This is a genomic window from Ruegeria sp. HKCCE4148 (assembly GCF_017872495.1).
Classification (GTDB): domain Bacteria; phylum Pseudomonadota; class Alphaproteobacteria; order Rhodobacterales; family Rhodobacteraceae; genus Ruegeria.
This window is the reverse complement of the sequence record NZ_JAEDOS010000002.1, coordinates 281739-296084: the sequence shown is the minus strand read 5'-3', so window position 1 is coordinate 296084 and position 14346 is coordinate 281739. Positions and strand designations below refer to the sequence as shown.

Annotated in this window: 15 protein-coding genes; 10 read left to right on the top strand and 5 right to left on the bottom strand. The window is 57.1% G+C overall.

The features are described from left to right. The first annotated feature begins 4 nt into the window (after positions 1–4). The 4 genes from I9187_RS06615 (at position 5) to I9187_RS06600 (ending at position 5011) form a co-directional block, all read left to right on the top strand. Positions 5–607 carry a nucleotidyltransferase family protein gene (locus tag I9187_RS06615; protein ID WP_171727514.1) on the top strand — a complete coding sequence of 201 codons (603 nt, stop codon included), beginning with the start codon at positions 5–7 and terminating at the stop codon, positions 605–607. Positions 608–1352: 745 nt separating this feature from the next. Further along, on the top strand, positions 1353–2789 hold the full coding sequence (locus tag I9187_RS06610) for a Do family serine endopeptidase (RefSeq protein WP_171619176.1): 1437 nt from the start codon (positions 1353–1355) through the stop codon (positions 2787–2789). A gap of 178 nt (positions 2790–2967) precedes the next feature. Then, positions 2968–3648 carry a response regulator transcription factor gene (locus I9187_RS06605; protein WP_171174460.1) on the top strand — a complete coding sequence of 227 codons (681 nt, stop codon included), beginning with the start codon at positions 2968–2970 and terminating at the stop codon, positions 3646–3648. 49 nt (positions 3649–3697) lie between these two features. Then, the gene (locus I9187_RS06600) at positions 3698–5011 is read left to right on the top strand and encodes an ATP-binding protein (RefSeq protein ID WP_245223147.1); all 1314 of its coding nucleotides are present in this window, start codon (positions 3698–3700) and stop codon (positions 5009–5011) included. On the opposite strand, the gene I9187_RS06595 is transcribed toward I9187_RS06600, so the two are convergent. Genes I9187_RS06595 through I9187_RS06585 form a run of 3 tightly spaced genes read right to left on the bottom strand, consistent with a single transcriptional unit; the run spans position 5008 to position 7751 of the window. Next, positions 5008–5475 (bottom strand): CYTH domain-containing protein, encoded by a 468-nt coding sequence (locus tag I9187_RS06595; RefSeq protein ID WP_171174464.1) that lies wholly within the window; start codon positions 5473–5475, stop codon positions 5008–5010. The genes I9187_RS06600 and I9187_RS06595 overlap by 4 nt on opposite strands. Then, positions 5472–6227, bottom strand: a complete 756-nt coding sequence (locus I9187_RS06590; RefSeq protein WP_209509235.1) for an AAA family ATPase — start codon at positions 6225–6227, stop codon at positions 5472–5474. Before I9187_RS06590 ends, I9187_RS06595 begins: the two co-directional genes overlap by 4 nt. A gap of 3 nt (positions 6228–6230) precedes the next feature. Next, a complete protein-coding gene (locus I9187_RS06585) occupies positions 6231–7751 on the bottom strand; it encodes a CHAD domain-containing protein (protein ID WP_171174468.1) in 1521 nt (506 codons plus the stop codon). Between the two features lie 167 nt (positions 7752–7918). On the opposite strand from I9187_RS06585, the gene I9187_RS06580 reads away from it, so the two are divergent. After that, positions 7919–8266, top strand: coding sequence for a TfoX/Sxy family protein (locus I9187_RS06580; protein WP_171174470.1), 348 nt, complete (start codon positions 7919–7921; stop codon positions 8264–8266). A gap of 54 nt (positions 8267–8320) precedes the next feature. Here I9187_RS06580 and ndk read toward each other — a convergent pair whose 3' ends face one another. Further along, entirely contained in the window at positions 8321–8743 is a 423-nt protein-coding gene (gene ndk / locus I9187_RS06575; RefSeq protein WP_155143779.1) for a nucleoside-diphosphate kinase, read from the bottom strand. Positions 8744–8858: 115 nt separating this feature from the next. Beyond that, positions 8859–10061: a multidrug effflux MFS transporter gene (locus I9187_RS06570; protein ID WP_171174472.1), complete on the bottom strand. Its 1203-nt coding sequence runs from the start codon at positions 10059–10061 to the stop codon at positions 8859–8861. A gap of 107 nt (positions 10062–10168) precedes the next feature. On the opposite strand from I9187_RS06570, the gene I9187_RS06565 reads away from it, so the two are divergent. From I9187_RS06565 to I9187_RS06545, 5 genes are read left to right on the top strand one after another with little or no spacing between them, the layout of a single operon-like run. Beyond that, complete coding sequence (locus tag I9187_RS06565) at positions 10169–12019, top strand: ABC-F family ATP-binding cassette domain-containing protein (protein ID WP_171237460.1); 1851 nt, start codon at positions 10169–10171, stop codon at positions 12017–12019. Then, a complete protein-coding gene (locus tag I9187_RS06560; RefSeq protein ID WP_171619186.1) occupies positions 12016–12405 on the top strand; it encodes an ACT domain-containing protein in 390 nt (129 codons plus the stop codon). Before I9187_RS06565 ends, I9187_RS06560 begins: the two co-directional genes overlap by 4 nt. Position 12406: 1 nt before the next feature. Next, positions 12407–13024 carry a MarC family protein gene (locus I9187_RS06555; RefSeq protein WP_171174478.1) on the top strand — a complete coding sequence of 206 codons (618 nt, stop codon included), beginning with the start codon at positions 12407–12409 and terminating at the stop codon, positions 13022–13024. Positions 13025–13066: 42 nt separating this feature from the next. After that, the gene (locus I9187_RS06550) at positions 13067–13648 is read left to right on the top strand and encodes a TIGR02281 family clan AA aspartic protease (RefSeq protein ID WP_171174481.1); all 582 of its coding nucleotides are present in this window, start codon (positions 13067–13069) and stop codon (positions 13646–13648) included. Between the two features lie 59 nt (positions 13649–13707). Further along, entirely contained in the window at positions 13708–14328 is a 621-nt protein-coding gene (locus I9187_RS06545; protein ID WP_171174483.1) for a hypothetical protein, read from the top strand. Positions 14329–14346 lie beyond the last annotated feature (18 nt).

Sequence of the window (14346 nt, the reverse complement as noted above, 5' to 3'; positions counted from 1 at the left end):
CTGCATGACTGATGTTCCCATCATACTGCTGGCCGCCGGTCAATCCAGCCGCATGGGCGGCGTGGACAAGTTGATGCAACCAATCGACGACACCCCGCTGCTGAAGCGATCCGCACGCACGGCGCGAGCTGTAGGTCCCGTATTAGTCGCCCTGCCCCCAAAACCGCATCCTCGATATGAGGCGCTAAAGGGTTTGGACGTTCTTCCGGTGCCGGTCGCTGAAGCCGCAGAGGGAATGAATGCAAGCTTACGGGCGGCGATGCGACATGTTCCGCCGGGTGCAGAAGCTGTCATGGTATTGCTTGCAGATCTGCCTAACCTGACTCAGCTCGATCTGCGCGCGGTTTTACAGGCACGCGATGCCCACCCGGAAAACCTCATCTGGCGCGGGGCCACTGCAAATGGCAAGCCGGGCCATCCAGTCGTCTTTGACCAATCGCTCTTTGATCAACTCTCGGGCCTACGGGGCGATGAAGGCGCGCAAAAGGTGGTCCAGGCACATGCACAAAAAGTGTACCTGCACCGCCTGCCCGACCGAAATGCGTTGCTGGACTTGGATACACCCCAAGACTGGGACGCTTGGAAAAAAAACCGTGCCCCAGAATAAACTCGGCCCGGTCTGTTAAGACCGGGCCGTTGCCCAAAACAGGACTACCACTTTCCTCAATCCCAAAAGTCCGGCCAGTGCGCCGTCAAAGCACGCTGACTAAATAGCCGCCAAACCTAAACAAGACCCCCTCGTTAACACGCCGCTAAAACTCTCGGTGATCGAGTGAACCAGCAGCGCCCCCTAGCGCTTTTGGCTCCCCCTCACTTGGGCATGTTCATCCTCACTGATCTGATCGTTCAAAACAATGTAAAATTGGAGGGAATGGTTAACTTGGCTCAACTCTGAATGGTTTTTGGGCAACAACGCCATTTACGACGATCAACCCTAGGGCGATTTCGAATTTATGCACAAGATAACGATTCGAGATTATGCGCAAACTTATTCGCGATTTCACCTCGCACACGTTACATTTTTGGTGTCAAGGCCGACCAGCAGCCTTCAAACACACAACCATTGAGGGAGCAGCTATTTCCCCCATCCTGCTGACCAATCATTGTCAACAAAACAAAAATAATTCAACGGTTTTGAGAGTTTGACGTCGATTTCAGCAACAATCCTCCGATTCGCACGACTCCGACCCGTCAATTTCGACGAATCCAGTCTGACGTCGATCGTCACAGAACATCGCCTTTGTGGCGAAATTAAGATTTCTTCACGTATCCCTCAGGAAAGACCAATCCTGGTGCTGCATCTCTTGCTTTAACGCGCAGTCGAATCTGCGCGACACATACAGGAGACAGAAATGAGCATCCGCAAATCATCGCTTTTACTTCCCCGAACCTCCAACTGGATGGGCATCAGCGCCCTAGGGGCCGCGCTGTTGGCGACAACAGCCATTCCGTCCGTGGCGGACGAGGCACTGGCTGATCTGGTTGAAACCGTTTCCCCTTCGGTGGTGACCATCATCGCGGAGCAGGACAATGTACCTAGCGCAGCGCCTGGGCAAAACTTCGACTTTGACGGGCACCCGTTTGGCGAGTTCTTCAAGCGATTTGGTGCGCCCGAAGGTTTCAATGCACCCCAGCGCGGTCCGGCACAGGGCTTGGGCTCGGGCTTTGTGCTGGATGAGGCGGGATATATCGTCACCAATCATCATGTCGTAGACAACGCCTCTACCGTGACCGTTCGGCTGAGTGATGATCGCAGCTATGAAGCCGAGGTGGTCGGCACCGACCCGCTGACCGACATCGCCGTTTTGAAAATCGACCCGGACACCGCGCTTCAGGCCGTTGAACTGGGCGACAGCGATGTCATCCGTGTCGGCGAAGACGTCGTGGCCATCGGCAATCCTTTTGGCCTCAGCTCCACAGTGACCACCGGCATCGTCTCGGCAAAAGGGCGAAACATCTCTGAAGGCCCCTATGCAGAGTTCATTCAAACCGATGCTGCGATCAACAAGGGCAACTCGGGCGGCCCCCTGTTCAATATGGAAGGCGAAGTTATTGGCGTGAATTCAGCCATTTATTCGCCCAGCGGTGGATCCGTTGGCCTGGGCTTTGCGGTGACTTCGAATATCGTCCAGCATATCGCAGCCGACCTGCGTGACGATGGCCAGGTCAGCCGTGGCTGGTTGGGCGTTTCGATCCAAAATGTCAGCCCACAACTTGCAGCCGCTTTGGGTATCGATGCTTCCTCTGGCGCGCTGGTGTCCGATGTTGTTTCCGACAGCCCGGCGGATGGTGTTCTGAAGCAAGGCGATGTGATCCTGACGTTCAACGATGAAGCCGTAGACTCAAGCAGTGACCTGCCCATTCTCGTCGGCACGACCAAAGTTGGCACGGACAGCACTCTGACGGTTTTGCGTGATGGTAAGCAGGAAACGCTGACTCTGACAGTCGGTCAGCATCAGGCGGCGTCTGCCCAACCTGATACACCGGTCGAGGCTGAGGTTGCAGGTACGACACTGGGTGTCACTGTAGCCCCGCTGACTGAAACGGTCCGTGCCGAGACGGGCATTCCCGAGACTGTCGACGGTGTTGTCGTCACGGATCTGAAACCCGATAGCCCCGCCGCAAAGGCCGGTCTGCAGCGTGGTGACGTGATCGTCAAACTGGGCAACCAAGAGACGTTCACACCCGATGCTTTGAAGGCGGCGCTGGACAGCGAAAAGACCGATCCGGCTCTGGTGCTGATCAATCGCGGCGGTAGTCAGATCTTCGTCGCAGTCGAACTCGCCTGATCAGGAAACCGGGCGCGCCGCTTGATGGGGATTTTCGGCGCGCCTCACCCGGCAGATCAGAATTGTCCACTGTCTGCCGGGCTTGCCGGGTGCGTGCCCAGCACCCGGCAAGATCCCCCGAATTCCATGTGCATCACCTGAAAATTGTGTTTAAATCCCGATAGAAAGGAGCCAGACCATGAGCCGCCGCCTGTTGATCGTGGAAGATGACGCTGACACCAGGGACTTCATCGCCAAAGGGTTCGGCGAAGAAGGCTATGTGGTCGAAACCGCCGCAGATGGGCGCGAAGGGTTGTATCACGCCACAGATGGCGGGTTTGACGCCATTGTACTGGACCGGATGCTGCCGGGCTTGGATGGGCTGTCCTTGATCAAGTCACTGCGGGCAGCCGGTTTGAAAACACCCGTCCTGATGCTGACAGCCATGAGCGCGGTGGATGAACGGGTCAAGGGCCTGCGCTCGGGCGCAGACGATTACCTGGTCAAACCGTTTTCCTTTCAGGAGTTGCACGCCCGCATCGAGGCTCTGCTGCGTCGTCCTCAGGAATCCGAAGAAACTCCGACACTCACCTGCAAAGACCTTGAGATGGATCTGTTGACCCGCAAGGTTACCCGCGACGGGCATGAGATCACCCTCACCCCGCGCGAGTTCCAGATCCTCGAGTATTTTCTGCGCCGTAAGAACCGTGTGGTGTCTCGCACCATGCTGCTTGAAGGCGTTTGGGATTATCACTTCGATCCAAACACAAATGTTGTCGACGTCCATATCTCAAAGCTGCGGCGGCAGTTGGATGAAGGCGGCGATGCCCCCCTGATTGAAACCGTTCGCGGCGCGGGTTACATGATGTCCGATGGATAACCTTCGGCTTTCCCTAAACAATTCCAGAACACGGCTGGTCGCGACCAGCATGTTTCTCAGCACCTTTCTGACTGCGTCGGTACTGGCCGTGGTGTACGTCACCGCGAACCGAAGCATTGAAGCCGAGACACGCTCGGTCGTCTCGGCCGAGCTGACCGGGTTGGCGGATGAATATGAACGGCGAGGCCTGCTTGGGCTGATCACCGCAATCGAACGTCGCCTGCCAAGCGCCTCTGAACGCGACGCGCTTTACCTGTTGACCGACCGGCTTGGGGTCAAGCTGGTGGGCAACCTGAAATCCTGGCCTGTCAATGTTGCAGCAGGCAGTGGTTGGGTCGATCTGGAGCTTCGCCGCGCCGACAATGACCAGCTTGTTCCGGTCTCTGCTGCATCGATCCGCCTGCCCGGCGGAGAGCGTCTTCTGGTTGGGCGCGACGCCGCCACGCGTCAGCAGTTTGACCGCGTCTTGTTCCGATCCGTTGCACTGGCGCTGGGGATTGCCTTTGTGCTGAGCGTGATTACCGGCTGGCTGTTTACACGCCTGGTCTTTGCACGCCTCTCGGACATAGCTAGCACAGCAGAAAACATCGTATCAGGCGATCTATCCAAAAGAATGCCCCTGCGCGGAACCGGCGACGAATTCGACCAGGTCTCGGGCACTTTGAACAACATGCTGGACCGGATCGAAGAATTGATCAGCAACCTGCGCACCACGTCGAATTCCATCGCGCATGACCTGCGGTCTCCATTGTCACGCCTGCGCCAGCGCGTTGAAGCCCTGTCAGAGCCGGGAAAAACCGATTTGGAACGAGAAATCGATGTCGCCCGCGCTACGGCAGAAATTGACCACGTGCTGCGCGTGCTGGCACAGCTGACCGAGATTTCGCGCGCCGAAGCCGGGCTTGGGCGCGAACAGTTTGAAACCATCGACTTGCAGCACCTCGTCGGCGATGTTGTCGAACTTTACGACCCGGTGGCTGCCGATCAGGGCATAACACTCGAGGTGACTGGCTCAGCCCCCCCAATCGAAGGGCACCGCCCTCTATTGTCACAGGCCCTGTCCAACCTGCTTGAAAACGCGATGCGATATGCGCCTGCGGAGTCGACCATCACGATTTCGCTGGATACCGAAAACGGTTTTGCATGTCTGCACGTGCGCGACCAAGGCCCGGGCGTCCCACCTGAAGAACTGGATCGCCTGCAACTGCCTTTCGTAACGCTTGACCCTGCGCGTACGGAGCGAAACGCCGGGCTGGGTCTGGCATTGGTCGCAGCGATTTCGCATATGCATGGCGGAAGGTTTGCAGCCCAAAATTGTGATCCTGGGCTGAAGGCGACGATCTATCTGGCGCAGAATCCCTAAATCGGGATACCGTTTGTTGCCATCGTCTTGTTCTTAAAGCGTTTGTCTTCTGTTACATCCGCCCCGAACCAATCAGGTGGTACAAAAGCTTCGGCATCATCCTCCGAGTCGAATTCGACCTCAACCAGGCGTAACGGCGCCAGATCACCGGAAAAAATATCCAGCTCGAACATGAGCCCATCCGGCAAACGCCCGGTGTAACGCTCTTTCTCGACACGGCGGCCTTCTGTTTCGGGCCAGAAGGTTTCAAACTGTTCCGCTGTGATTTGTGCCTCGCGCTCAACACGGACCAGACCACCGCCGCCTTTCAGTGTCAGGAAAAACGCATCGTCCTTCTGCCTCAACCGCAACTCAGTCGAGTCGTCAGGCGCGGTCAAGTAACCCTGTCGCACAACGGATTTCTGCGCGTTGCTCAGGTCCGGCGCGGCTGCCACCAGAAACTTGCGCTCGATTTCTTTGCTCATTGGGTTGAAACCACTCCGTTTTCCAGTTCGTCGAACAGCGCCCGATAGGCCACACAGGCTGCACTGCGCCCGGCATAGGTGCTGACGGGCGCTCGATGCTGACCCATCTTTTCAATATCCGCAGCAAATGGAACCGCCGTTTGCAAAAACCGTTTAGGATATAGCTTGCGCATCGAGGCCATTGTCTCCTGATGTAAAACCTTTCGTTTCTGCACCATCGAAAAGAACGCACGCAACTTCTTCTTGCGCAGCTTGTGTTCGTCGAAAAAGCGCACCAATTGATCAAACGTTCGCTCGGACAGAGTCGTGGGGATGACGGGAACAACGATTTCATCTGCCGCCTTGAAGATGTTTTCAGACAGGGTGGAAAAGTTCGGCGGACAATCCAGAAGGACCACGTCATAATCGCTGCCGGCGGACACCAGCGCCTTTTTCAAGCGTGAGCGCTTGTTGCGCATTCGGGACAAGAAAACATCGAAATCGCGGAAGGTCAGATTTGCGGGCAACACGTCCAATCCTTCGAAATCGCTGGCCCGGATCGCTTTGGTAAACCGTTCCACGTCCTCGAAAAACCGCGCGTCCGTCAACTTTTTGGACGGCTTCACGCGAAAATAAAAACCCGACGCGCCCTGAGGGTCTAGATCACACAGCAAAACCTGCTTGCCTGCATGTGCATATGCATGAGCCAGGTTCACCGAGGTCGCGGTTTTGCCGACACCGCCCTTGTTGCTGTAGCAGGCAATGATCTTCATTCCTCACTCCTCTTTGTCGTGAAACAAACTGCGGAACAGATTTCGGGTTTCGGGGCTGTCAAAGTGTTGGAAACTGGCGATCACACGGCTGCGTTCGGATTTTTGGCGTTGATCCAGAACGGCAATCAATCCACCAACGGCCAGGCCAACCTGGGCGTCCACACGGCCCTGCGTGTTGCTTTGCTGAGAGACAAAGGCCAGCAAAGCCTCTTGCTGGACGGAATAGTCATTAAAAAGACCCAGATTATCCTGAAGCTTTTTCAAAGGCTTGAGGATCAATTTAAATCCCTTTGCGTCAAAGAGAGGTGCAAAGAATTCCATCAGATAGCGCAGTTTCTTACAGTCGATGCGCAGGTTATGAACCGTTTCGTCCGGGGTGTCATCGGTGATGCCGCGTGCGATTTTGCATACCTTGCGATAGCGTTTCCAGATCAGCGCGCAGGCATAGTCGTACGCGCCCCGATCCGCATTTGGCCCGGGTTGCAGTTGACCGATGCCGTCGAACGTTTCGATCAAATGCTTCATCGAGGTGGCATAGGCTTTGCTGCGCAATCTGCGAGACAAGCGCGACAATTCTTGCCCGCGCTCTGACTGGAACCGGTCGAACATCGCTTGCAAACCAGAATGAAGATGCTCTGGTATTAGATTGAAATACATATCTTTTTCCAAAAGATACACGTCCAGATCACGCATGCGCCCGGTCGGTGCCATAATATCTGAAAACACTCGTTTAAGCTCGACGGTTTGATCTTCGGAAAAGACGCCTTTGAACAGGCTGATCACAGACCGGATCTTACGTAGCGAAACACGGTAATCGTGCAAAAACTCTGTATCAATGTCGGCAACCATACCGCTTTCGTTTTGCCGGGCAACCTTCAGATATGTGTGAATAATATCTGCTGCGACTTCGATGGAGGGTTCCGCTCTTCCCAATTGGATATCGGGCTTGGCGCGATAGGTCTCCATGCCAGGAAACAACCCGGCATACAGCGCTTCAACATCCTTCGCGCAGTCTGGCAGATCGGCAAAGGCTGTACTGACCTTTTGATATGTCCGTTCGTACCCGCGCAACCTCTGAAGCCGGACAAGCGTGGCCTGCCCCGAGGTTGAAGTCATTGACCAGATCACCCCTCTGACCTGGGTCTTTTGCAATTCATCCAGCACAACAAAGTTTTTTTCTTCTAACTTACCGGCCCCAATCTGCATGAGGGCTCTGAGCTTTGGAAAATCACGCAACGCCGCCTGCACTTCACCGCTCGGCAGATCCTGAATGAACCGCCCCTTGCCTGAGCAGTTCTGGAACAATGGGCGCTGTTCCTTTTGCAGCAATTGCAACGCATCACCGATTTCGATCAGCATCCAACCCTTGGCCCGCAAAGATTGATCATGGCAATCCAGCAATGAAAAAGGTTTGGCCTCGCTGTCCTGTTCAACAACAACAGAGAACCCCGGCAAGGCGGCTTCAACAGCGAACGTGTCCATCACAGAGGGCAGAAAAAACAGGTCTTCAGACGCCCCGGGCATCCTCCTTGCGGTTGATCCACCTCTGGTCTTTTTGTGTTCTGACACTCGACCCTCCGCGATAGCATAGCCTTATGCAATCTCAAGCTTGGAAAAACTTCAAGACATTCCGCTTTGACCATGCGTAATCCCCGGGTGACAGGGGTCAGGGATAAACGTAAAACGAACGAATGAGCGACCCTGTTTCATCGATCCGAAACCTTGGCCCGGCTTTCGAACAAGCCTGCGCCCGTGCGGGTATTCACTCGGCTGAAGAATTGCGTGATCTCGGGCCGGATGAAGCCTATGCCCGCCTGCTCAAAGCAGGCACTAAGGCCCACTTCATCGGTTACTACGTGCTGGTGATGGGCTTGCAGGGCCGTCCGTGGAACGATTGCAAGGGTGAAGAAAAGAAGGCCCTGCGTCAACGCTTTGACGCCATAAAGTCAGGCAACAGTGCCGCGCCGGAAAATAAGATGATCGCCGATCTGGATGCCATTGGCGTGCGCGTTGCACCACAAGATCTAAAGCAAATCTGAACAAAAAAGGCCGCCCCAGTTGGAGCGGCCCAATGATTTGGCAGAAGCGTTGGCTTAGCCAACAAGTTCGATGCCCGAGAAGAAGTACGCGATCTCAACCGCTGCGGTTTCCGGAGCGTCCGAACCGTGGACCGAGTTTTCGCCAACCGATTCCGCGAACTCGGCGCGGATGGTGCCAGCGGCTGCGTCTGCGGGGTTGGTTGCGCCCATGACTTCGCGGTTCTTTGCAATGGCGCCTTCGCCTTCCAGAACCTGAACAACGACCGGAGCCGACGACATGAACTCGCACAGTTCGTCATAGAACGGACGCTCGGCGTGCACTTCGTAGAACTTGCCAGCTTGCTCTTTGGTCATGTGGATGCGCTTTTGCGCGACGATGCGCAGGCCGGCCTCTTCGAACTTGGCATTGATTTTGCCAGTCAGGTTGCGGCGGGTTGCATCGGGTTTGATGATCGAGAATGTGCGTTCCAGTGCCATGTCGGCCTCTCCTTACAATGTGGCGCGGGGCCCGCGCCGAAATCCATCGCGCGCCGCGTATCACGGTCTTTGGCTTATGAAAAGTGTTATGATGGCCCGTTTGCCGCTTTGGGGTTCAGATTGTGTCAGGCAGCGGGTCGATCCAATCCAGACGACGAACATAAACTACGGCCAACAACCCGGCAAAGCTGCACGCCCACATCATGCCCAGAACCAGAAAGGGCCCGTTTTCAGGGCTGACAAATGCACCCGTCACCGAGGTCAGGATAGCCCCAAGCGCCACGATCATTGCCCCAGACAGCCCGGCTGCGCTGCCCGCCAACTTAGGGCGCACGGACATGATACCTGCAGTGGCATTTGCATTGGTCAGGCCATTGCCGAATCCAACGCAGATGGCCGATCCGAAGAACACCCAGATTGACCCCAGGCCAGTGAGAAACAGCAGTAATCCAAGGAATGGCCCGGTCGAAGCCACAACCCGGCCGATCAGGATCATCGTGGTCAGGCGTGTCCGCGCCGCGATCCGGCCGGTGACGAAATTCCCGACCATGTACCCACCGGTTATGATGCCAATCCCAAGACCCAACATCGCCGGACTTAGATCGAACCAAGCAGCCGCGACCAGAGGCGCGCCAGTGATAAAGCTATAGAATCCACCAATCGAAAACGACGCACACAAGGCGTAACCCCAAAACCTGCGGGCGCGAAACAGATCCGGATATTCGCGCAGTTGGGCAGTAAAGGTAGAAGAACGGTTCGTGTTGGTTTCGCCCATGTCAAACCACAGCAGAACCAGCACCCCTGCACCCAGCAACGTGTAAAGCACAAACCCCGAGCGCCAACCAAAAAGCACATCCAGCCCGCCGCCCAGCATCGGCCCAAGCATCGGCGCCAAAGCCATGGCCATCGTCACATAACCCAGTTTGCTGGCCGCCTCGTTCGGCGGATACCGGTCTCTGATTGATGCGCTGGACAGAACCGACCCGGCCACCACTGCGGCCTGCAAAAGACGGAACCCCAAGAACACCCAGATCGACTGGGCCAGTGTGCATCCGATTGAGGCGATGACGAAGAAGGTCATGCACATCAACAGTATCGGTCTGCGCCCGAAGCGATCAGACAGCGGCCCCATGATCAGTTGCAGCACGGCTGAAACCGCCAGATACCCGGCAACTGACAGGTTCATCAGGCCGTAATCCACGCCGAAATCTTCGCTCATGTGGGCCAGCGACGGCAGGAACAAGTTCAGCGACAGCACCGACAACGCAGTGGCAAAGATCAGCGTGATCAGATGAGGGGGCGTTTGGGCCGCGCGCATTGGAAAAACCGATCAGAAAAGCAAACGACACAGCGCTAACACATTGAATGAGGCTTGAACATGCCAAGCCGCTGGCGGCGGCATCACGCCTCTGCTAAGAGCGGCCCATGCTACGGATCGAAGACATCACCTATGCCGTTGAAGGCCGCCCTTTATTTGACGGCGCAAGCGCGACCATACCAGACGGGCACAAGGTTGGCCTTGTGGGCCGGAATGGTACCGGCAAGACCACTCTGTTCCGCCTGATCCGGGGTGAACTGGCGCTGGAGTCCGGCAATATCTTGGTCCCCAAACGCGCTCGGATTGGTGGTGTGGCGCAAGAGGTGCCCTCGTCTGGCGTCTCGTTGATCAACACGGTTCTTGCCGCTGATACAGAACGCAGCACCCTGATGGCCGAGGCTGAGACGGCGGATGACCCGGCCCGCATTGCCGAGATCCAGACCCGCCTTGCCGATATCGACGCTTGGTCCGCCGAGGCGCGCGCAGCCTCAATCCTCAAGGGGTTGGGTTTTGACGACGAAGACCAGTTGCGCCCGTGTTCCGATTTCTCGGGCGGCTGGCGGATGCGTGTCGCTTTGGCGGCGGTGTTGTTTTCGCAGCCCGATCTGCTGTTGCTGGACGAACCGACCAACTATCTGGACCTTGAAGGTGCTCTGTGGCTGGAAAGCTATTTGGCCAAATATCCGCACACGGTGATCATCATCAGCCACGACCGAGGGTTGTTGAACCGTGCTGTCGGCTCGATCCTGCATCTCGAGGACCGCAAGCTGACTTATTACGCGGTGCCTTATGACAAGTTCGCCGAACGACGCGCCGAACGTCTGGCGCAGGCGGAATCCGAGAACGCCAAGGCGAAGGCACGCATCGCGCATTTGCAAAGCTTTGTAGATCGCTTCCGCTATAAGGCGTCCAAGGCCGTTCAGGCCCAATCCCGCCTGAAGATGATCGAGCGCATTCAACTTGTCTCGACCCCGCAAGAGGCCGCCCTGCGCGCGTTTTCCTTCCCCGAACCCGAAGAACTGTCGCCGCCGATCATCCAGATCGAGGGCGGTGCGACAGGCTATGGCGAGACTGAGGTTCTGCGCCGCCTGAACCTGCGGATTGACCAGGATGACCGGATTGCCCTGTTGGGCAAGAACGGTCAGGGCAAATCAACCTTGTCCAAGCTTTTGTCTGACCGCCTGCCCCTGATGGCGGGCAAGATGAGCCGTTCCAACAAGCTGCGCATCGGCTATTTCGCACAGCATCAAGTGGATGAGCTTTATGTGGACGAAACGCCATTGGACCACCTGCGCCGTCTGCGTCCTGACGAAGCGCCGGGCAAGTGGCGCTCTCGGCTGGCTGGATTTGGACTGAACGCGGATCAGGCCGAAACCGAGGTTGGTCGTCTGTCCGGTGGCCAAAAAGCACGCCTTTCGCTGCTGATCGCCACGATTGATGCGCCGCATATGCTGATCCTGGATGAACCGACCAACCACCTCGATATCGAAAGCCGCGAGGCTCTGGTCGAAGCACTGACCGCCTATTCCGGTGCAGTCGTGTTAGTCAGCCACGACATGCACCTTCTAAGCCTTGTCGCGGACCGGCTTTGGTTGGTCTCGGACGGGACAGTCAAACCCTTCGACGGCGACCTTGAAGCGTACCGATCTTTGTTGTTGGCGCGGGACAAACCGGTCAAAGAAAAGCCGCAAGTCAGCAAGTCCAAACGCCCCTCGCGCGAGGCTATGCTGGCCTTGCGGGCCGATTTGCGCAAATGCGAGGATCGGATCGAGAAGCTGACGGATATGCATGACAAGCTTTCGGCCAAACTGTCGGACCCGGCTTTGTATGAAGACGACAGGATCAACGATCTGGAAACCTGGAACCGCAAATTCGCGGAAGTGACCGAGGCGATGCAAAAGGCCGAAGCACTATGGGTTGCTGCGGCAGAACGGCTGGAACAGGCAGAAACAGCATGACAACACCGATCAAGGATACCAACGCTATGATTGCCGGTATGCATCCTGTTTTACAGCCTGGTGAGTTTGCCTTTGTTGTCTGGTCAGAAAACGAACCCTGGCCAGAAGGCACGCGTGCGAGCTGTGTCGAGGCTGAGGGGTTGTCTCTCATCGTGCCAACCGCACAGGCGCCGCAGGATGCCGTCGCAATGCGTTGCATCACATTGCAGGTTCACTCTTCGCTGGAAGGTGTCGGTTTGACCGCAACCGTATCCGACGCGCTGGCTCAGGCTGGCATTCCTGCAAACATGGTCGCTGGGTATCACCACGATCATGTCTATGTGCCTTCAAACCGGTCGAAAGACGCCCTGAAAATCCTGCAGGCACTGCAACGGAGCAGCAACTAAAATGGACAGTGCATTCTTAATTACCGCGTTCACAACGCTCTTCGTTGTCCTGGACCCACCTGCGCAAACACCGATCTTTGTGGCGTTGACTCAGGGGATGGATTGGCACACGCGCCGATCCATTGCGATCCGGGCGTGCCTGACGGCAGGCTTCATTCTGGCTTTGTTTGCCGCTTTCGGTGAAGCTCTTCTAGGATTTGTCGGCATCTCGATGGAGGCGTTTCGCGTTGCGGGGGGCGTTCTGCTGTTCCTGACCGCGCTCGACATGCTGTTTGAGCGCCGCACCAAACGCCGTGAAAGCAGCGCCGAAGAAGAGGAGCACCCGGACCCATCAGTCTTCCCACTGGGCATTCCGCTGATCGCTGGCCCCGGCTCGATTGCAACGATGATCCTGCTTGCGGGCCAGCAGCCCGGCATTCAGGGTCTTGCCGTTGTTATTGGCGTCATGCTGGTCGTTCTGGCGATGGTATTCGTGATGTATCTGACATCCGGCGCAGTGGCGCGCGTTCTGGGCAAGACCGGTCTGAACGTTCTGACCCGGCTGTTGGGGATGTTGCTGGCGGCGCTTTCGGTACAGTTCATTCTGGATGGCCTCAAAGCCTTTGGTTTTGCCGCATAAACCCCCATATACCGTAGTACTGACCGAAGTGGGGATACCCGAATGGAAGACGTCAACATAGGACAACTGGTCTATCTGGTCGTGCTTGGCCTGGCGGTTGCTTTCTGGTTCGTCTCGCAAAACCGCCAGTCCCTGAACAAGACGTTGCAGCAGGTAATGGCCTGGGTGTTCATCTTTGTCGGAGTCATTGCCGTCATCGGCCTGTGGGAGGATATCCGGTCCTCGGTTGGCCCCGCCCCGCAGATGACCGTTTCAGGCGAGACGATCGAGGTGCCCCGCGCCTATGATGGCCATTATTACCTACCCGTTTTGGTGAATGGTGAGCCGATCAACTTTCTTGTCGACACCGGTGCCAGCCAGATTGTTCTGAGCGCGCAGGATGCGGAACGTGCAGGTATCAATCCTGATCAACTGAATTATTTCGGGCGCGCCCTGACTGCCAATGGCGAGGTGCGCACGGCTCCGATCCGGCTGGAAACCCTGACGGTTGGCCCCATCACCGATCAAAACGTTTCGGCCTGGGTCAATGAGGGTGAGCTGCACAAATCCCTGCTGGGGATGGATTACCTGCATCGGTTTTCGAACATCCAGTTCGCAGACGGGCGCATGATCCTGTCACGCTGACCTCTTCAGGGCTGCATTCGATCATTGAGAACAAAATAAGAACATGCTAATCTGCCCGCATGTCTGCCCATCTTCTCGATCAAAAACCCGCGCGTGCTGCTCCGGGGTTAAACCTGCATAATCAGATCACCCTGCAACTGGGCCGCGTGCACGAGGCATGCGGCCCCGCCCGGCGCAGCTTTGCTATGTGGCTGGCTGGCCAGGCGCAGGGGCCCGTACTGTGGATCTCTCCCGCGTGGGAGCCCGGCCAGCTGAACCCGGACGGGATGATGCCCTTTGCCGATCCGGCCCGGTTCATCTTTGTCCACCCCACCCGCGCCGAAGATCTGTTGTGGTGCATGGAAGAGGCGCTGCGCAGCGGGGCGATCCCGTTGATCATCGGCGACCTGCCGGGCGCGCCGGATCTGACACCGGTGCGCCGGATGCATCTGGCCGCCGAACAGGGCGGCACGATGGGGCGGGCTCCGCTTGGCCTGCTGCTGACACCCGGTGACGGTGGCGCGCAAGGGGTCGAGACACGCTGGCACATGGCTGCCGCCCATCAGGGCGAAGCAAGACGCTGGACCCTGACCCGCCGCCGGGCCCGCGCCCTGCCCCCGGTCACATGGCAGGCCACCATGACTGCGGCCCGCGCCGGTTTACACCTGAAGCGCACCGAAACAGAAGACGCTGTGACGTGAACACAAATAGCTCACGCA